Source organism: gamma proteobacterium SS-5 (assembly GCA_009497875.2).
In the GTDB taxonomy this organism is placed as follows: Bacteria; Pseudomonadota; Gammaproteobacteria; order Chromatiales; family Chromatiaceae; genus Magnetovirga; species Magnetovirga frankeli.
The window spans coordinates 1,814,964-1,833,479 of record CP032508.2; the positions used below are offsets into that span (position 1 = coordinate 1,814,964).

Annotated in this window: 16 protein-coding genes; 6 read left to right on the plus strand and 10 right to left on the minus strand. The window is 62.2% G+C overall.

Annotated features, from left to right (window positions below; translation table 11 throughout):
- A complete protein-coding gene (gene hemW / locus D5125_13625; GenBank protein QFY90437.1) occupies positions 1–1,167 on the plus strand; it encodes a radical SAM family heme chaperone HemW in 1,167 nt (388 codons plus the stop codon).
- Between the two features lie 74 nt (positions 1,168–1,241).
- On the opposite strand, the gene D5125_13630 is transcribed toward hemW, so the two are convergent.
- The gene (locus D5125_13630) at positions 1,242–1,904 is read right to left on the minus strand and encodes a response regulator (protein QFY90438.2); all 663 of its coding nucleotides are present in this window, start codon (positions 1,902–1,904) and stop codon (positions 1,242–1,244) included.
- Between the two features lie 120 nt (positions 1,905–2,024).
- A complete protein-coding gene (locus D5125_13635) occupies positions 2,025–2,255 on the minus strand; it encodes a hypothetical protein (GenBank protein ID QFY90439.2) in 231 nt (76 codons plus the stop codon).
- A gap of 541 nt (positions 2,256–2,796) precedes the next feature.
- Here D5125_13635 and D5125_13640 point away from each other — a divergent pair.
- Positions 2,797–4,380 carry a GGDEF and EAL domain-containing protein gene (locus D5125_13640; protein QFY90440.2) on the plus strand — a complete coding sequence of 528 codons (1,584 nt, stop codon included), beginning with the start codon at positions 2,797–2,799 and terminating at the stop codon, positions 4,378–4,380.
- Between the two features lie 101 nt (positions 4,381–4,481).
- Here the strand turns inward: D5125_13640 and D5125_17145 are convergent, their stop codons facing one another.
- Both D5125_17145 and D5125_13650 read right to left on the minus strand, forming a co-directional pair.
- Positions 4,482–4,739 carry an Hpt domain-containing protein gene (locus D5125_17145; protein ID QPB72257.1) on the minus strand — a complete coding sequence of 86 codons (258 nt, stop codon included), beginning with the start codon at positions 4,737–4,739 and terminating at the stop codon, positions 4,482–4,484.
- A complete protein-coding gene (locus D5125_13650; protein ID QFY90442.1) occupies positions 4,637–6,814 on the minus strand; it encodes a response regulator in 2,178 nt (725 codons plus the stop codon). Before D5125_13650 ends, D5125_17145 begins: the two co-directional genes overlap by 103 nt.
- Positions 6,815–7,032: 218 nt before the next feature.
- Between D5125_13650 and D5125_13655 the strand changes: the two genes are divergently transcribed.
- The 3 genes from D5125_13655 to D5125_13665 all read left to right on the plus strand — a co-directional run bounded on the left by D5125_13655 (position 7,033) and on the right by D5125_13665 (position 9,497).
- Positions 7,033–7,278, plus strand: a complete 246-nt coding sequence (locus D5125_13655) for a HypC/HybG/HupF family hydrogenase formation chaperone (protein QFY90443.1) — start codon at positions 7,033–7,035, stop codon at positions 7,276–7,278.
- Positions 7,279–7,614: 336 nt separating this feature from the next.
- Positions 7,615–8,610, plus strand: coding sequence for a U32 family peptidase (locus tag D5125_13660; GenBank protein QFY90444.1), 996 nt, complete (start codon positions 7,615–7,617; stop codon positions 8,608–8,610).
- Positions 8,607–9,497, plus strand: a complete 891-nt coding sequence (locus D5125_13665) for a U32 family peptidase (GenBank protein QFY90445.2) — start codon at positions 8,607–8,609, stop codon at positions 9,495–9,497. Before D5125_13660 ends, D5125_13665 begins: the two co-directional genes overlap by 4 nt.
- A gap of 169 nt (positions 9,498–9,666) precedes the next feature.
- Here D5125_13665 and D5125_13670 read toward each other — a convergent pair whose 3' ends face one another.
- Positions 9,667–10,185, minus strand: a complete 519-nt coding sequence (locus tag D5125_13670; protein ID QFY90446.1) for an SCP2 sterol-binding domain-containing protein — start codon at positions 10,183–10,185, stop codon at positions 9,667–9,669.
- Between the two features lie 416 nt (positions 10,186–10,601).
- Between D5125_13670 and D5125_13675 the strand changes: the two genes are divergently transcribed.
- Complete coding sequence (locus tag D5125_13675; GenBank protein QFY90447.1) at positions 10,602–11,534, plus strand: TIGR01212 family radical SAM protein; 933 nt, start codon at positions 10,602–10,604, stop codon at positions 11,532–11,534.
- On the opposite strand, the gene D5125_13680 is transcribed toward D5125_13675, so the two are convergent.
- The 5 genes from D5125_13680 to D5125_13700 form a co-directional block, all read right to left on the minus strand.
- Positions 11,525–11,944 (minus strand): BA14K family protein, encoded by a 420-nt coding sequence (locus tag D5125_13680; GenBank protein ID QFY90448.1) that lies wholly within the window; start codon positions 11,942–11,944, stop codon positions 11,525–11,527. The genes D5125_13675 and D5125_13680 overlap by 10 nt on opposite strands.
- A 581-nt stretch (positions 11,945–12,525) precedes the next feature.
- Entirely contained in the window at positions 12,526–13,476 is a 951-nt protein-coding gene (locus D5125_13685; GenBank protein QFY90449.1) for a hypothetical protein, read from the minus strand.
- 350 nt (positions 13,477–13,826) lie between these two features.
- Entirely contained in the window at positions 13,827–15,773 is a 1,947-nt protein-coding gene (acs, locus tag D5125_13690) for an acetate--CoA ligase (protein ID QFY90450.1), read from the minus strand.
- A 118-nt stretch (positions 15,774–15,891) separates the two neighbouring features.
- Complete coding sequence (locus tag D5125_13695) at positions 15,892–16,605, minus strand: 3'-5' exonuclease (protein QFY90451.1); 714 nt, start codon at positions 16,603–16,605, stop codon at positions 15,892–15,894.
- Positions 16,605–18,470, minus strand: a complete 1,866-nt coding sequence (locus tag D5125_13700; GenBank protein QFY90452.1) for a cyclic nucleotide-binding/CBS domain-containing protein — start codon at positions 18,468–18,470, stop codon at positions 16,605–16,607. Before D5125_13700 ends, D5125_13695 begins: the two co-directional genes overlap by 1 nt.
- Positions 18,471–18,516: the final 46 nt, after the last annotated feature.

Here is an 18,516-nt window from a genome sequence, read left to right on the forward strand (position 1 = left end):
CTGCTGTTGGATGGCAGCGGCCAGGCCTTGGTCCCGCCTCTGGGGCTCTATGTGCACTACCCCTGGTGTCTGCAAAAGTGCCCCTATTGCGATTTCAACTCCCACGCCCAGGGGCGGCTGGCCGATGGCGACTATGTGCAGGCCCTGCTGGCGGATCTAAAGGCCCAGCTGGATGGGCAGCCAGTCAGGCCGATTGGCAGCATCTTCATCGGCGGCGGCACCCCCAGCCTGCTCTCCGGCCCGGCCCTGGCCGAGCTGTTGCAGGGCATAGCGGGGCTGGCAGAGCTGTCCGCCCAGCTGGAGATCAGCCTGGAGGCCAACCCCGGCGCGGTGGATGCCGGGCACTTTGCCGCCTATCGCGCCGCCGGGGTGAATCGCCTGTCTATCGGCGTGCAGAGCTTCGATGACGGCTGTTTGCGGCGCATCGGCCGGGTCCACGATGCGGCCCAGGCGCTGCGGGCGATTGAGCTGGCGCGGGCGGCCGGGTTCGATAACCTCAATATCGACCTCATGTTCGGCCTGCCCGGCCAGACCCAGGCCCAGGCCCTGGCCGATCTGCATCAGGCCCTGGCGCTGGGGCCTGAGCACCTATCCTGGTACCAGCTCAGCCTGGAGCCCAACACCCCCTTTTACCACAGCCCGCCAAGCTTGCCCGACGACGAGAGCCTGGCGGATATCCAGGAGCAGGGTCAGGGCCTGCTGGAGCAGGCCGGTCTGCGGCAATACGAGGTGTCTGCCTATGCCCGGCCGGGACGGGCCTGTGGCCACAACCTCAACTACTGGCGATTTGGCGATTATCTGGGCATAGGGGCCGGTGCCCACGGCAAGCTGACCCAGGCCCCAGGCCGGATACGCCGCTACGCCCGGCCGCGCGGGCCAAGCCGGTATCTGGCCAACCCCGCTGCCCGCCCCAGCTACCGGATATTGAGCGCCAGCGAGCTGCCCCTGGAGTTCATGCTCAACGCCCTGCGCCTGAAGCAGGGGGTCGATCTGGGGCTGTTCGGCCAGCGCACCGGGCTTGATCCGGCGGTCATTGCAGCCCCCCTGCAACAGGCCCATGACCTCGGCCTGCTGCGGCCAGGCCCAGAGCGCATCCAGGCCAGCCCCCTGGGCTGGCGATTTCTCAATGACTTGATTGGCCTGTTTGCCGAACAAGCCGGGCCGTAGCGGTCCTTGGCGAGGACAGGGCTTGGGCGATGGCAGAGACGGGGTCGGCCTTGCCGGGGGTGATTCCCGCCGCCTCAGGAGCGGGATCTTCTGCGCCCGCCGGGCTCTTGCTCCAGCAGGATTTGCTGCACCCTGAGCGGGGTCTTGAGTCGGTCCGAGGCGGCGATGATCTCTGCCGCCAGATCGGCCATTTTGCGTCGTTCCGAGCGGGCCTGACGGCGCAGGGCCTCCTCCGCCTCGCTCAATCCCAGGTGAAAGCGCTCCATCAGGATGCCGGTGGCCAGGTCGATCTGATGGCTCTTGCTCAGGCTGTCCTGCAACTGGGTCTCGCGGCATTTCAGGCCGTTGAGGTGTTGCGACAGCTCCAGCGCCGCCTGTACCTGGGGGATCAGGCTATCGATCTTCACCGGCTTGAGGACATAGCCCAGGGCCATGCCCTGGGCCGAGGACATGGCCTTGTCCACCACGATCTGTTCGCCATGGCCGGTGAGAAAAAGCACCGGCACCTGGGTTTCGCGGCGCAGGATCTCGGCCAGTTCTATGCCGTTGAGATCCGGCATGCCAATATCCAGAATGGCCAGGTCCGGTGCCTGTTCCCGACACAGACCGAGGGCCGCCTTGCCGCAGCTGGCCTGGCGCACCCGGTAACCGGCCAGGGTCAGTCCTTCGGCCACCAGGCCCAGCAGTATGGGGTCATCATCGGCAATGAGGAGTTCGCTTTGGGCTTGCGCTGTCATGGTTTGGTTTTCCAATGTCCTTGGTTTCCTGTCAGTGAAATGCTGATCAACAAGTCGAGAATTTCAGGACGCAGAGATCGCACAGGGTAACGACTTGCCCCTTGGCCGATCGGCAGGGGTTTAGAACAGGGCGGGTACCGGCTGTAGCTGTTGCCATTGATCCCTGCCCAGGGTGCGGAACTCGCCATTGGCGTATTCTATGAGGATACGTCCGCCCAGGGCCTGGACGACGAAGCTGTGACCCCGGTTATCCCGGTAACAGCGGCCCAGTTCCGGTTGTTCTGACTGACCGGGGCCGGCCTTGAGAATGGCCTTATCGGCAGGGGATTGGCTTGCCCTGTGCAACATCATCTGGCCTCAGTGTAGTTCGTGTCGGGCGGATCAGATTAGCAGCCATTCTTTGCGCTCAGGTGATGCTTTTGTGGCAATGCCTGGATGCCCCGCCGGCCCCTGCCCAGGGGCCTGGGTCCTTGTCTGCCAATACTTGAAAAAGGTCCGCTGGAGAATATTTCCATTACTGAATAACCAACCAGGAATACTCGGCAACCAACTCAGGGCCCAGGGTTTTTCTGCAGACCCTTTGTGACAGTCAAAAAAGGCCCTGAATCGAGCCTTGACATTATCCCCGGCTGGGCTAGGGTGTAGTTGCAGCCTGGCTTGTTTCGCTGCGCTTCGGGCCTTTTCTTTCGCCCCTCCCCGACCTGCCTTGGGTTCTACCCCGGCAGGTCCACCTCTACCGCTAACCCCTCTGTTAGCCCCTTTCCGTGCTACGGCCTCGTTCTGCCGCGTTCATTGTCTTCGGGCCTTGCCCGTTATCTATCATCCAGGCCCCGCCGTGGCCCGGAAGGTTAACCCTACATCCAGGCCTGGCCTGGGGGAGGTTGCTGTGTTCGTGCGATTTACGATGCATCATTGGCGCATTTTGTTGCTTTTGGCCCTGATCCTGGGGCCGGGTAGCCTGTTTCTGTTGCTTTATCTATCCCCTGGGGCAGGCGGGCACTCCCTGCCCAGCCCCCTGCTCAGCGATGGCTTGCTGCCACTGGTCTGGCTCTCCAGCCTGGGCCTGTTGTTGCTGTTGCCCGGTGGCCGCCACGGCGTGGCGCAGCCCGAGCCCGCCCGTCGGCCCGAGGGCCCTGTGCCCCGGCCCGATATCGAGACGGCTGGCCATCCACTGACCGGCCAGGGCTATCTGCTGGATAAATATGCCTTTACCCGGCATCTGGCCAGGCTGGTGGGGCGCAATGGCGGTCGTGGCCATCTGCTGCTCTATGTGGACCTGGACCAGTTCAACCTGTTCAACACCCTCTATGGCCTGGAACAGGGCGACCGCCTGCTGGCCTCGGTGGGTGAGGTGATCCGCCGCAATCTGCCGAAACACAGCTCCCTGTGCTGGCACGGCGAGGACGAGTTCGTCGTGGTGCTGGAGCATTGCCCCAAGGATCGTGCGGTGCAGGTGGCGGAGACCATCCGCCAGCGGGTGGCCGAGTTGAACACTCGGCCCCTGTTCGCCCTCACCCTGAGCATGGGGCTGGTGGGCCTGGATGAGTTCGATGGGGATATCTCCGCCGCCCTCAACGCCGCGGATATGGCCGCCCACACCGCCAAGGAGCTGGGTCGCAACCGCCTCTATGTGGCCTGCAACCAGCCCCCGGAGATGAGTCAGCGGCTGTTGCAGGTGAGCAGCCTGAGCGAGCTGTCGGATGCCATGCAGGAGGGCCGTCTGCGCCTGTTCTGCCAGACCATAGCGCCGCTCAATCCCCAGCGTGACGAGCCCATCCTGGAGATCCTGCTGCGGGCGCAAAACCGCCAGGGCCAGTGGATCTCGCCGGGGGCCTTTCTGCCGGCGGTGGAGCGCTTTGGCCTGTCCCTGCCGTTGGATATCTGGGTCATTCGCCAGTGCTTCCAGTGGTTGCACGGCTTTCCCCCGGAGCAGCGGCCGCGGGTGTCGATCAATCTCTCCGGTCATTCCCTCAACGCCCCCGAACTGCTGGAGCTGATCAAGGGGGAGTACCGCCAACAGGGGCTGAATCCGGCGCGTATCTGCTTTGAGGTGACTGAGACTGCGGCGATGAGCGACAAGGACCAGGCCAAGCGCCTGCTGCGCGAGCTGGATGAACTGGGCTTTGCCATCGCCCTGGATGACTTCGGCACCGGTCACTGCTCCTATGCCTATCTGCGGGATCTGCCGGCGCGTTTTCTCAAGATCGACGGCGTCTTTGTGCGTCAGTTGGAGAGGGACCCGGTGAATCAGGAGCTGGTGGCGGCGATCAACGCCATGGCCCATGCCCTGGGCAAGCGCACCATCGCCGAGTTCGTCGAGACCCCCGAGAGCCTCGCCTTGCTGAGAAAGATCGGGGTTGATTATGCCCAGGGGTTCTATCTGGGCAAGCCCTGTCTGCTGGAGCTGCATGGCCAGCAAGAGGAGCAGCCGCAGAGGGTAGAAGACCTGCTTGAGGCGGTTCCCTGCGCGGCCTGAGGGGCAGAGAACGGAGGACTACGGACAGAGGACAGAGGACAGAGGACAGAGGACAGAGGACAGAGGACAGAGGACAGAAGATAGAGGACGGAGGGTAGTCCTTAACAGGCGTCCTGCAACAGCTCTCTGGTGTGTTCCAGGGCCTTTTGCAGATGCAGCAGGTGCTCCACCGAGGCCAGGCCCTGGGCCGCTGCCTGCTCCAGGGTCTGGGCCAGGTGGAACATGCGCGCCGCCCCCAGGCTGCCGCTGCATGATTTCAGGCCATGGGCGGCGCGGCGCAGCAGTTCGTGCTGGTCGGCGGCCAGGTGTTGCTCGATCTCGCCGAGCAGGCGCTCAGCCTCCTGCAGATAGGCCTGCACGCTGCGCGCCCAGAGCCCGCCCTGACCCCGCTGATCCAGCTCCAGCAGTTGCTCGATCTGCCCCCGGTCAAGCACTGCATGACCGACCGCCGGACCCAGCGCCGGGTCCGGTCCTCCGGGCTGGGGGTTGTCTCGCTGGCGGCCATCGCCTGGCGCAGTCGCCAGCGCGTGGTGGGCAGCCACTTCATCAACAGGGCCGCTATCTGGGCAAAGCGGAAGGGCTTGCTCAGATAATCGTCCATGCCCGCCGCCAGGCAGGCGGCCCGCGCCCCCTCCAGGGCGTGCGCGGTGAGGGCGATGATGGGGGTGCGGCGCAGGCCGCGGGCCTGCTCCAGGCGGCGGATCTTGCGGCTGGCCTGGTAGCCGTCCAGCTCCGGCATCTCGCAGTCCATGAGGATCAGCTGATATTCATCGGCCTTGCGGGCGTAGCCGCTCAGTGCCTCCAGGCCGTTGAAGGCGACATCGACCCGGCAGCCCAGGCGTTCCAGCACCGAGATGACCACCTCCTGATTGACCGGGTTATCCTCCGCCAACAGTACCCGTGCATCGTATTCATGCTCCAGTGGGTCTTGGCCGAGCAGGCGCTGGCAGGACCGCATCTGGCTCCAGGCCTGATCATCCAGGGCCTGAAAACGGGCGCTGAACCAGAAGGTAGAGCCCTGGCCCGGCTCGCTTTCAAACCAGAGATCACCGCCCATCAGGCGCGACAGCCGCTTGGCAATCACCAGCCCCAGGCCACTGCCGCCGTATTTGCGGCTGATGGAGCCGTCCGACTGACTGAAGGCCTGAAACAGGTAGGGCTGAAAGTCCAGCGGGATGCCGATGCCGTTGTCGCTGATCTCGAATTGTAGCAGGGGGCGCTCGGCCCGGGAGGGCAATAGGCTGACCCGAACACGCACCCGGCCATGGGGCTCGGTGAACTTGATCGCATTGCCCAGCAGATTGAACAGGATCTGGCTGAGGCGGCTGGCATCGCCGAGCAGTCCAGGGGGCAGGTCGGGGTTCAGTTGCGCTTGCAGATCCAGGCCCTTGTGCCGGGTCTGATCCCTGAACAGATCAACCACCTCCTGGATCACCTGGCGCAGGTCAAAGGGCTCGTTCAGCAGGTCCAGGCGGCCGGCCTGGATCTTGGAGAAGTCGAGGACGTCGTCGATGATACGCATCAGGGTCTGGCCGGAGCGCTTGATGCTTCTCAGGTAATGCCGCTGGTGCGCGTTCAGCTCGGTCTGATCGAGCAGTTCCACCATGCCCAGCACGCCGTTCATCGGGGTGCGGATCTCGTGGCTCATGGTGGCAAGGAATTCGCTTTTGGCGCGGCTGGCCTGCTCCGCGCGCTCCTTTGCCTGGTTGAGTTCGGCGGTGCGCTCATCCACCTTCTTCAGCAGTTGGTCCTGGCTGTCGCGCAGGTCCTGCTCCGCCAGCCGTTGCAGTTGCAGGGTGTCACCGAACTGCTGCACCATCTGGTTGAGCTGACGCAGTTCACGGGCACCCTGCTGGCCGGGGCTGAGGGCCTGTTGATGGTCAAGAAAACGCTGGATGCGCCCGGCCAGGCCGTTGACCGGGCGGATCACCAGCCAGTGGATCCAGAAGGACAGCACCAGCCCGGCCAACAGCAGCAGAAACACCAGGATCAGCTGCAACCAGCGCACGCCCTGATTGAGCCTGGCCTGCTCCTGGCTGGGGTCCCAGCCCAGCCGGACGACACCAATCGGCCGACCAGCGTGCGTCAGCTGTTGTTGCAGCAGGATCAGCCTGCCCTGACCGGTCCCGGCCTGGTCGCGTTGGCGTTGGATCAGGCCGCGCCCCTGCGCGTCGCTGAACTGGATGTAACGGATCTGCCCCAGCCGATCCATGCTCGCCTGGGCCAGCTGATCCAGCCGTTGCCTGTCCCCACTGGCCAGGGCATCCAGGCTGGCGGCGGTGAGCAATTGCAACTGGCTGTGGTAGAAGTCCTCCAGCAGTTGCTGTTTCTGCTGGCGGGCCAGGCCATCGATGGCCAGCCCCATGAGCAGGATCAGGATCAGACCAATCAGCCCCAGCGCCAGTGCCAGCTGAGCCCACAGCGGCCAGGCCAAGGCGGGCCTGAGACCTTGTAAAAGACGCTTCGGTTTCAAGGGGATATCTCGGTTGCCTCTGGCCCGATCCAGGCCAGGAAAGTAGGCCCCCAGTATCCCCCAGGCCCTTGAATCTTTAGTGACAGCCAAACCCAATTTCTAGCCGTGTGCCATTGCCCGGATGACAAGCCCCGGCGCTTGCGCCATACTTGGCCGTTGTGGTTTTAAGGGGCAAGCGCATGTGTCTGGGTATCCCCATGCAGATCAAATCGGTCGGTCAGTACAGCGCCCAGTGCGAGGCCAAGGGCGTGGAGCGCGAGGTGGGGCTGTTGATGCTGCAACACGAGGCGTTTCAGCCCGGTGATTTCGTCATGGTGCACCTGGGCCAGGCGATGGAGAAAATCAGCCGCGAACAGGCCCTGGCCGCCTGGGAGCTGTATGACGAGATCTTTGCCGCCGCTGGTGAGCCAAATCCTGTGACCTGACATCTGGGTTTGCTAGAAAGGGCTGTTCACCATATATTTCAAGGCGTTACACAGACTTTCAATCGGTTTTTTGCCCCTGACCGAAGGGCGCTCAATGGGTAGAGAACTGGCCTCCCCCTTTGCAAAAGGGGGATTGAGGAGGATTTTGGCGCGGGTGGTTCCGCAGGCGTTGAAGAAATCCCCCCTGCCCCCCCTTTAGTAAAGGTGGGATTTGACACCCTCTGCGTCTCTTAATTGGGTAGATCAAGGTTGCGCAGATTGAGGTTTTGACCTAAATCATGGCCCTGACCGGGCCTCGGCTGAGACCATGCCGCCTGTTTTTTTGTGAGTCCAATCATGCAACTAATCTGTCCTGCGGGCAATCTGCCCTCGCTGAAAGCGGCCATTGAGCACGGTGCCGATGCCGTCTATACCGGCCTGCGCGATACCACCAATGCCCGCCACTTTCCCGGCCTCAATCTGCAGGAGAACAACCTGGATAAGGCGCGTGAACTGACGCGCAGCAAGGGCGTGCGTCTGCTGTTGGCGGTGAATACCTATCCCCAGGCGCACAACTGGTCGGCCTGGCAGCGGGCGGTGGATGTGGCGGCCGACCTGCAGGTGGATGCCCTGATCGCCGCCGATCTCGGCGTGCTCGACTACGCCGCCCAGCGCCATCCCCAGCTGCCGCTGCACCTGTCGGTACAGGGCTCGGCCACCAACTATGAGGCCCTGCGCTTCTACAAGGAGCAATTCGGCATCCGCCGCGCCGTGCTGCCCAGGGTGCTGTCCCTGCGTCAGGTGGAGCACGTGGTGCAGAACAGCCCGGTGGAGATCGAGGTATTCGGCTTTGGCAGCCTCTGCGTCATGGTCGAGGGCCGCTGCCTGCTGTCCTCCTATGCCAGCGGTCAGTCGCCCAACACCTACGGTGCCTGCTCGCCGGCGGAGCACGTGGAATGGCGCGAGACCGCCAGCGGCATGGAGACGCGCCTGGGCTCGGTACTGATCGAACGCTACGGCAAGGACGAGCCGGCCAGCTACCCGACCATCTGCAAGGGCAGCTTTCAGGTCAGCGGCAAGACCTATCACGCCATCGAAGAACCCACCAGCCTGAACACCCTGGAGCTGCTGCCGGAACTGCTGCGCATGGGCGTGGCGGCAATCAAGATCGAGGGCCGCCAGCGCAGCCCGGCCTATGTGGCGCAGGTCACCCAGGTCTGGCGTCAGGCCATAGACCGGGCCCAGCGCGACCCGGCGGCCTACCAGACCACGGCGGAGTGGAACGGTGCCCTGGCCAAGGTATCCGAGGGCAGCCAGACCACCCTGGGTGCCTATAGCAGGCCCTGGCAATGAGCCCGCGTCTCGCCCTGGGGCCGGTGCTCTACTTCTGGCCAGAACAGCAACTGCGCGACTTTTATGCCGAAATCGCCGAGATGCCGGTGGATATCGTCTATCTGGGCGAGACCGTGTGCAGCAAGCGGCGCAGCCTGGACCTGGATGGCTGGTTGCAGATTGCCGAGCAGCTGGCCGCAGCGGGCAAGGAGGTGGTGCTCTCGGCCATGTGTCTGCTGGAGGCGGAATCGGAGCTTAAACAGCTGAGGCGCCTGTGCGCCAATGGCTGCTTTGCCGTCGAGGCCAATGACATGGGCGCGGTGCAGCTGCTGGCGGGCCAAGGCCCCTGGGTGGCGGGTACCGGCATCAACAACTACAACCCGCATGGGCTTGCGGTGCTGGCGCGTCAGGGCATGCAGCGCTGGGTTCTGCCGGTGGAGCTGGGCCGCGACAGCCTCAGGGCCATGCGCGCCGAGCTGCCCGAGGGGCTGCAGACCGAGGTGTTTGCCTATGGCCGCCTGCCCCTGGCCTATTCCGCCCGCTGCTACACGGCACGGCACTACAACCTGCCCAAGGACGACTGCCAGCTGCGCTGCCTGGACCATCCCGATGGCCTGCTGATGCAGACCCAGGAGGATCAGGCCTTTCTCACCCTCAACGGCATCCAGACCCTATCGGCGCAGACCCAAAGCCTGCTGGCCGATGTGCCCGAATTGCTGCAACTGGGGGTGGACGTGTTGCGCCTAAGCCCGCAGTCGAGCCAGACCGGCCGGGTGATCCGCGCCTTCCGTCAGGCCCTTGACCATCCGCAGCAGGCGGCGGAACTGGCGCAAGGCCTGCAGCCGATCATGCCCGGCGGGGCCTGCAACGGCTACTGGCACGGCAGGGCGGGGATTCAGAAATTGTGAAGTTCGAAGGGAGAAGGGTGAAAGGCCAAGCGAGCCCTCGTTTCCTTGCTCGTGAAACCCGACAGCACAGGGCGGGCCGCGCCCACTGCCGAGCCAAAGGGCGAGGAGCTTCCCCTTGGTGAAGGCTGCCCCACAAGCCAACTGCTGAAGGCTGGCAGCTGGTGGCTGGCTACCGAAACACTCGCTGATACAGGTCCAGGGTCTTGTCCAGGCCCTGCTGGGCGAAGCCGGGCAGGGGCAGTTCGTCCCAGTCCAGGCTATCGAGGAAGTTCTTGATGCTCAGGCCCAGGCCGGTGTCGCCCTGGATCGACAGGCGACGCTGAAAGAACAGGGTGTCCGGGTCCTCGCGTCGGGTCAGCAGCAACAGAAAATCGTGCAAATGGCCGCTGAGGATGACATCCGGCGGGTTATGGCTGATCTGCATCCGCCCGTCCTCCAGGGTCAGCCGGTAGTCGATGCCGGCGTCCTGGATACTCACCTGCAGGGTGCGGCCCTGCATCATGTCCAGTTCGGCATCGGCCAATTGCTGGGCCAGGGTGTGGTTGAGCATCCGCGCCAGCAGCCTGCTGTGCAGCCCGCCGGGCATCAGGCGCAGGGGCAGGGACAGGGGCCTGGGCAAGCGGATCTGCCGGGGCGGTTGATCCAGGGGCTGGTCTGCGGACGGGTGCAGGGAATGGCTGCGGAACATGCTGGCTGTCTCTTAAAATCACTGAACTTGGCCACAGTTTCCACCCCTCGGCCAAATCTGCCATTGATATAGCGCAAGAAAAACCGATTCGGCCCCGGCCTTTGCCCTGCCCGTTGCGCGGCAAGACCTTTCGGCTTCCGTGGTGAAGCGGCAGCCAGGGGGTGATAAGGTGCGTGCTGTGCCTGGTGGTAGGCCTTTATTTCCAGCCCTGTTCACCCGCATCCCAGTCCTAACGGACATGGAGCGGGCAGCGCCACCCCGGAACATGAAACACCTTCTTGTGCGCTTCGGGACTCGGGTCTCGGGACGCGAAAATTGGCACGGATGTTTCGCAGTAATCAACTAAATTACACCATAGCCTTGATGAAATTTTGCCCTTATTCGCCATTGCGCGCAGGCCGGATGGCCCTTTACCCATGAGCAGCATACTGCCACAGAAGGTCAACACCTTCGGTCAGGACCTGCTGCGCCGTTACGGCCAGCGGGTGCACAAGATCGCCATTCACGCCGGCTTCACCTGCCCCAACCGGGACGGCAGCAAGGGCCGGGGAGGTTGTACCTTCTGCAACAACGTCTCCTTCGGACCCGGACTGCGGGAAGACCCGGACGTGGCCGGCCAGATCGAGATCGGCCGACGGGTGATCGCCAAACGCACCAAGGCGCAGTTGTTCTTCGCCTATTTTCAGACCTACACCAACACCTACGCCAGTGTTGCCGAGCTGGACCGTCTGTACCGGGGTGCCCTGGCGGTGCCAGGGGTGGTGGGGCTGTCCGTGGGTACCCGGCCGGATTGCGTCTCCGCCGAGGTGTTGGACCTGCTCTGCGGTTACCGGGATGAGGGCTACGAGGTCTGGTTGGAGCTGGGCCTGCAAAGCGCCTTTGACAAGACCCTGGAGCGGGTCAATCGCGGCCATGGCTTTGCCGATTACGAGCACACCGCCCAGGCGGCGCGGGCCAGAGGCCTGCCGCTCTGTACCCACCTGATCATCGGCCTGCCCGGCGAGGGCGGGGCAGAGTCACTGATCAGCCTGGATCGGGTGGTGGCGCTGGGGGTGGACGGCCTCAAGCTGCACCCCCTGCATGTGGTGCGAGGCACCCAGCTGGCCAACGAGTGGCGCCGGGGCGAGTATCAGCCCCTGGGGTTCGAGGAGTATCTGCAGATCGCCGCCGACATGGTCGAGCGCACCCCGCCCGAGGTCAGCTTTCACCGCCTCACCGCCACCGCCCAGGGCGATCTGTTGCTGGCCCCGGACTGGTGCGGACGCAAGTGGCGGGTAATCGACGGCATTGCCGCCGAACTGCAAAGGCGCGATACCCAGCAGGGCTCCCGCTATCGGCCTCAGCGGTAGTAGGGACGTACATAGGGGCAGAGCTTGACCACGCCGCCGTAGGTGACGAAGGTGTCTGACTCCCAATCATAGGAACGGTAATCGCGGTCGCAGCGGCGCTTGGCCGATTTATAGCCCCCCTTGCCGCTGTAGCTGGGCTGGCTGTTGTGGTTGGCGATAATGGCCCCGATCAGGGCACCGGCCACCAGCGGCACCACGATATTCCGGCCGCGATGCGAGGAACGGCGCGGGGCCTGTTGCGGGCTATACCGATGGGGGCGGCGATGGTGCCGTACCTGCTGGATCTCCTGGCGCGATGAATGGAAGACCCCATCCCTCTGGGCCTGATCCAGCCACCTCGGCTGGGCCTGAACCGAACCTGCGGCAAGCAGGGCGGCACCGAATAACAGGGGTTTGATGGTGTAATGCATGGGGATTCTCCGTGGTTGCCATGGTTCCCAGTATAGGCAACCCGGCTGAACCCAGGCTGAACCAGGAACAGGCCGAGAATTCGGGGTCAGGTCTAGAATAGAAGCCTTTGTTTTTTTCGTTCCCACGCGATGTGTGGGAACGCAGCGCCTCCCGCGCCGCAGAACCAACGAACCGCATAATTTGACGCCCTTGGGCCTTGATCCGGTCTATATCAAGTAGCAGATGTATGGCCAGGGCGAAGAGGGTCCGCAGCGCGGAACTTTGGCATTCCCACGCGGCGCGTGGGAACGAGAAAGTGGCAAAACATGCTCCAAATCAGGATCGCAAAGGGCGCAAAGGTCACGCAAAGAACGCAAAGAGTTCCCTGATTACCCATAATTCTCAGCCAAAGTATGACATCGGTGGACTCGCAGCGTGTTCTAGGTCGGGCTTTGGCCCGATCTAGAGGATTTAGCTGTAATACAAAGTGATTGTCCTATTGTTGTCTGCTGTCATTTTGCTAGACAAAAGTGGCTTTGCTGGATCCTAGTAGAAGTTGATTTGTATTGGCTGACCGAGCTTGTGCTATTATTATGAACCATTAACCACCAACCTTATTGTATGCCATGGCAATAAACTCTTTTACTGACTCGAACTCTGTTTCTGAGGATATGGTAAACTCTACATCTCCAGTGCCATAGTGACCTATTGAAGTAACATCTCTGTAGTATGGAGTTTCGTTAGGAATGTCAGACGGCTTAAGCTTTAAGAACAGCTTAATATTTTTTCCTTTTACTTCCATACATGCAATATTCTGAGAAATTTTGTACGCGATATAGAGCTTTTTGGGGATTTCTTCTATGGACTCATCCAAGCCAAGAATAAATTCGCGAATTGTCATTGTTAGCGCATGAATTTCTTCGCTTTTTCCTTCAAGTCGTTCGTTGATCGTATAAGTTGTCGTGGCGCGAGTTAGTGCGGCTTTTTTGCCAGCTTCAACCATAACAGGATTTTTATATCTGTTTTCGGTTACAACAGCAGATGTGGTGGATGCCGTTGGTTTCGAAGTATGAAAAATTTCTTCAAGGTAAAGTGAGTTATTAGAAAATAATCGATATTTCCATAGCTCGATATTTGCACCCATGACTTGCACAGCGTGCAAGTCATACTTTTTATAGTTTGGAGCAAGACAAATAACCCTAACGTCAGACCAATCTACCTTGACTCCGCTTCCGAGTTGTTTTTGTACGGCGATTTCAAAATCACCCTTATGGTCTTGAATCCAATGTAGGTAGAAAAGACTTTGGTTTATCAGTTCTGATGATTCGATTTTTTTGTATTCGATAATGACAGGATTGTCTTCCTCTGATAATGCGAGGCTGTCGATTCTTCCAGCATGTTGAGCGCCAGTTGAGAACTCACTCGCAATAAATCTGCAATTGAAGACTGTTTCGAGATTTTTCTCAATCAGGGACTGCAGATCCTTTTCCAGTACAAAGTTCTTCTGTTCTACGGCAGATAATTTGTCACCTGAAATGTCAAAAATTGGCACTTGATGATTGCTCCATTAAAAATTACTGTGAAACAGCATTGCCGTTGTCCATCATCCTGGGAGCTCCGAGCGCTGGCTCGGAGGTGCAAAGTAATAGCCTGCTGAGCAGACACTCGTATGTTCTGCAGTGCCTCCCCGGATTCCGCTTCGCTGCATCCGGGCTACAGAACTGCAACTTTTGTAACCCTTTGCGCCCTTTGCGTCTTCTTAGCGTCCTTTGCGATCCAACAAAAGCGCTGCCAAAGCCCATCAACCCCAGTTTAGCGCCATTTTGGCCGGTGCCCAAAACGCCAGCGGCCAGCTTTTTCGAGCTGGCCGCTGGTGGCTGCTGGCTGACGGCTGTCGGCCGACTAACGGTTCTGGCGATTCTGGATCAGGTCATCCACCACCGTTGGGTCGGCGAGGGTGGAGGTGTCGCCCAGGGCGTCGATCTCGTTGGCGGCGATCTTGCGCAGGATGCGGCGCATGATCTTGCCCGAGCGGGTCTTGGGCAGGCTGGGGGCCCACTGGATGATGTTGACCTTGGCGATGGGGCCGATCTCGGTGCGCACCAGTTTGACCAGTTCCGCAGCCAGCTCGTCGCTGCCCTCTTCGTCCGCCATCAGGGTGACGTAGGCGTAGATGCCCTGACCGGTGAGGTCGTGCGGGTAGCCCACCACGGCGGCCTCGGCAACCTTATCGTGCAGCACCAGGGCGGATTCGATCTCGGCGGTGCCCAGACGATGGCCGGAGACGTTGAGCACGTCATCGACGCGGCCGGTGATCCAGTAGTAGCCGTCCTCGTCGCGGCGGGCGCCGTCGCCGGTGAAGTAGTAGCCGGGGAACATGGCGAAGTAGGTCTCGAAGAAGCGCTTGTGGTCGCCGTAAACGGTGCGCATCATCGATGGCCAGGGGTGTTTGATGGCCAGGTTGCCCTCGGCGGGGTTGCCCTCGATCTCATGGCCCTGATCGTCCAGCAGGCAGGGTTGCACGCCGAAGAAGGGCAAGGTGGCGGAGCCGGGCTTGAGCGGGGTGGCGCCGGGCAGGGGGGTGAGCATGTGGGCGCCGGTTTCGGTCTGCCACCAGGTATCGACGATGGGGCAGCGCTCTTCACCCACCACGCGGTGATACCACTCCCAGGCCTCGGGGTTGATCGGTTCGCCGACGGTACCGAGCAGGCGCAGGCTCTTGCGGCTGGTCTTCTTCACCGGCTCTTCGCCGGCACCCATCAGGGAGCGGATGGCGGTGGGGGCGGTGTAGAAGGTGGCGACATTGTGCTTGTCGCACACCTGCCAGAAGCGGGAGATGTCCGGGTAGGTGGGGATGCCTTCGAACATCAGGGTGGTGGCACCGTTGGTCAGGGGGCCATAGACGATGTAGCTGTGGCCGGTGACCCAGCCGACGTCGGCGGTACACCAATAGACCTCGCCGTCCTTGTAGTCGAATACCGTCTTGTGGGTCATGGCGGTTTGCAGCAGGTAGCCGGCGGTGTTGTGCTGCACGCCCTTGGGCTTGCCGGTGGAGCCGGAGGTGTAGAGGATGAACAGGGGGTCTTCGGCGTCCATTTCTTCCGCCGGGCAGACCGGATCGGCTGCGGCCAGGGCCTCGTGATACCAGATATCGCGCTGCTCGTCCCATTCCACCGGCTCGCCGCCGCGCTGGACGACGATGCAGCTGGTGACGCCGGGGCACTGGGCTATGGCCTTGTCGGCATTGGCCTTGAGCGGAACCTTGCGACCGCCGCGCAGGGATTGGTCGGAGGTGATGACCAGCTTGCAGTCGGAATCCTGGATGCGATCGCGCAGGGCATCCGGAGAAAAACCGCCGAAGACGATGGAATGCACCGCGCCGATGCGGGTGCAGGCGAGCATGGCCACGGCGGCCTCGGGGATCATGGGCAGATAGAGGGAGACGCGGTCGCCCTTCTTTACGCCACGGGACTTGAGCACGTTGGCGAAGCGGCTGACTTCTTCGTGCAGCTGGCGATAGGTGATCTTGCGGTCTTCGTTGGGGTCGTCGCCTTCCCAGATGATGGCGATTTGATCACCCCGGTTTTCCAGGTGACGGTCCAGACAGTTGTAGGAGACGTTGAGCTTGCCGCCCTTGAACCATTCGATATGCAGATCGTCCTGCTTGAGGCTCCAGTCCAGGGTGGTATCCCAGGGTTTGAACCAGGTCAGATAGGCATTGGCCTGCTCGGCCCAGAAGCCCGCTGGGTCTTCGATGGAGCGGCGGTACATGTCATCGTATTGCGCCTTGGTGACGTTGGCCTGGGCAGCGAAGGCCTCGGGTACCGGGTATGTCTTGTTTTCAGCCATTTTTTCCTCCGGATAGGGTGTGGTGTGGGCTGATTCTACACCAATATCAACGGTCAGCCATCAGCTATCAGCGGCCAGCCTTCAGCCGTCAGCCGCCAGCGGTCAGCCTGCCGAGTCCTCAATACTTGCCGCGGTACTCCAGCTCCTTGAGCGGCACATGGCGCTCCGGCAGGCGCTGTACCGTGAGGGCCTGGAACAGTTCGGCAGTGGCCAGGGCGTCGGTCAGGGCGTTGTGCGCCTTGTAACGGGGCAGGTTGAAGCGGTTGCGCAGGGCGTTCAGGCGCAGGTCGGATTGTTGCAGGTAGAGATTGCGGTTGTCGATCCAGCGTCGCCCAAGCAGCAGGGTATCCACCGTCGGGATGAGGAACTGGCCGCCGTACAGGCGGCGGCAACAGGCGTTGATGAAGCCCAGTTCCAGGCGGGCATAGTGGGCAATGAGCACCTTGCCGGCCAGGCGCTGCAACAGGAGTTCGATCGCCCGGCGGCAGCTGATGCCCAGGGCGGCCTGGTCGTCGGTGATGGCGTGGATCACGGCGCTGGCCTCGGGGATGTCGTTCTGCGGGGCGATGATCTCGTGCTGGGCGGTGCCCAGGTGGATCGCCATGTCGCGCATGTCCACCACGCCCAGGCTGAGCAGTTCATCCTGCTGCGGCTCCAGGCCCGTGGTTTCAAAGTCCAGGGCGGTGTAGGTGAGCGTCCGAAAATCACTGTTGGGGTCGGCAAAGGGCACTGCCAGATAGTCCCGCAGGGGGCCGGCTGGGGTGTGTTTGAGCAGGGCCTGGCGTTGTTGCTCCAGGCTCTGCCATTGACGCCAGAAGGTCCACCAGGCCATCAGTAGAACCGGCTTGCCTGGTAGCGCGAATCCAGCGCCGATTGCATCTCGGCGATGACCTTGAAGGCATCGCGCAGGTGGCCGCGTTCCAGCGCCGACAGTTCATTGGGCGGCAGGTAGTTGTCCGCCGCCTGGCCCTGTTTGAGCTGTTTGGCCTGGTGACGGATGCGCAGGATGGAGATGAACTCCAGGGCGTCGATCAGATTGGCCGCGCCCTCCTGGCTGAGGGCACCGTGGGCGGCGCTGAATCTGAGCCGGTCCAGGGTGTTGACCTCGGTGCAGCCGCAGGACAGGGCATAGACCCGGGCCAGATCGACGATGGTGACCAGGCCACGGTGCTTGATGTCGAAGGTGTTGTCGTGGTCGCCATCGCTGATCAGCACCAGTTGGCGGAAGAAGCCCAGGGGCGGCCGGTGCTGCAGGGCGTTGGCGGCCATGTAGGCGAGAAAGATCTTGTTCTTCTGGGTCTGCTCCAGTACCCCCTGTTGCAGCTGGTCGAAGAGTTCGGCATCGCCGGCCACCAGGCGCAGGTCGAAGAAGATGCTGGAGAGCATCAGCGCCATCGGCTCGGGCTTTTCGATCCAGGTGCTGAAGTAGCTGCGCCAGCGGGCCAGGGGCTGACGCCACTTGGGGTTGCTGGCCATGGCCTCGCCGGGGCAGTAGTAGAAGCCACAGGCATCCAGGCCGTCGCAGACAAAGTTGGCCAGGGCGGCGAAATAGGCCTCGTGCTCGGACTGGTATCCATCGGCGAGGATCAGGGCGTTGTCCTGATCGGAGTAGCTGGTCTGTTCCTGACGGGCCTGGGAGCCGCCGCTGACCCAGGCATAGGCCAGCGGGGCTGGGCCGAGTTGCTGTTCCGCCAGCACCAGCAGGCGCTGGGTGATGGCGTCGGTGACCGAAGATACCACCTGGCCGATGTGATGGGCGGTGGCCCCGCTTTCGGCCAGTTGGATCTGCAGCCGGGGCAGGCGTGCGGCACTGTTTTTCAGGTCGTCGATGCGCTCGGCGCGGAGGATCTCGCGCACCAGATAGGGGCCGTGGGCGCTCTGATAGCGGATCAGATCGGTGGTGGAGATCAGCCCCTTGAGCCCGTCCGGATCCACCACCGGCAGGTGGTGCACCCCCTCCCGGGTCATGCGCAGCAGGGCCTCGAAGGCTGGGGTGTCTGAGCTGATATAGATCGGGTTGGGGGTCATTACCTGTTCAATGGGGGTGTCATAGGCCAGGCGCTGGCAGATAAAGCGGCGGCGTAGGTCCTTGTCGGTGACTATGCCCACCAGGCGGTCATCGGCAGTGATGAGCAGGGAGGAGACGCCGTGCTCGGTCATGATCTGTGCCGCCTGTAGCACGGTGCTGTCCGGGCTGGTCTGTACCACCCGTGATTCGAACAGCTCTGCCGCCGAGATATTCATCAGGCTGCTGTTGTTCAGGCCGCCATCATCGGTGATCTGGTGGATGGCCAGGCGCAGGCGCTCATTGGTGCCGGCGCTGAAGAAGTGGTCAAACTCCGGCGAGCTGCTGCGCAGGCGCTTGAGCACATCGCAGGGGGCCAGATAGACCAGGGTGTCTTCCTCGGCATTGGCCTGCAGGCGTTCGCTGTCCGGGTTGTCGCAGTAGGGGATGAAGTAATCCCCCTCGCCGAGCTTTTCCATCAGCTTGCCCGTGCTGTCGTGCACCTCCAGCGCGCCCTTGCGCACCAGATAGAGGAAGTCACCCGTGTCCCCCTCTGGCGGTACCTGACTGGTGCGGCGCAGATAGCGGATGCTCATCTCGCCCAGCAGCAGGTCCAGGGCGGCATCGGGCAGGTGGTCAAAGGGGGGACGCTGGGCGAGGAAGTCGCGGATTTCTTCGAGTTCAATTTCCATGGAGTCAGGCCTTAAAGAGTGGTGTGGGGTTAATCCTAACCCGGCA

Excerpts from the sequence above, each read along its gene's own strand:
- D5125_13630 (QFY90438.2), bottom strand. The coding sequence starts at position 1,904 with ATGACAGCGCAAGCCCAAAGCGAACTCCTCATTGCCGATGATGACCCC.
- D5125_13635 (QFY90439.2), bottom strand. The coding sequence starts at position 2,255 with ATGATGTTGCACAGGGCAAGCCAATCCCCTGCCGATAAGGCCATTCTC.
- D5125_13655 (QFY90443.1), top strand. The coding sequence starts at position 7,033 with ATGTGTCTGGGTATCCCCATGCAGATCAAATCGGTCGGTCAGTACAGC.
- D5125_13660 (QFY90444.1), top strand. The coding sequence starts at position 7,615 with ATGCAACTAATCTGTCCTGCGGGCAATCTGCCCTCGCTGAAAGCGGCC.
- D5125_13665 (QFY90445.2), top strand. The coding sequence starts at position 8,607 with ATGAGCCCGCGTCTCGCCCTGGGGCCGGTGCTCTACTTCTGGCCAGAA.
- D5125_13670 (QFY90446.1), bottom strand. The coding sequence starts at position 10,185 with ATGTTCCGCAGCCATTCCCTGCACCCGTCCGCAGACCAGCCCCTGGAT.
- D5125_13675 (QFY90447.1), top strand. The coding sequence starts at position 10,602 with ATGAGCAGCATACTGCCACAGAAGGTCAACACCTTCGGTCAGGACCTG.
- D5125_13680 (QFY90448.1), bottom strand. The coding sequence starts at position 11,944 with ATGCATTACACCATCAAACCCCTGTTATTCGGTGCCGCCCTGCTTGCC.
- acs (QFY90450.1), bottom strand. The coding sequence starts at position 15,773 with ATGGCTGAAAACAAGACATACCCGGTACCCGAGGCCTTCGCTGCCCAG.
- D5125_13695 (QFY90451.1), bottom strand. The coding sequence starts at position 16,605 with ATGGCCTGGTGGACCTTCTGGCGTCAATGGCAGAGCCTGGAGCAACAA.
- D5125_13700 (QFY90452.1), bottom strand. The coding sequence starts at position 18,470 with ATGGAAATTGAACTCGAAGAAATCCGCGACTTCCTCGCCCAGCGTCCC.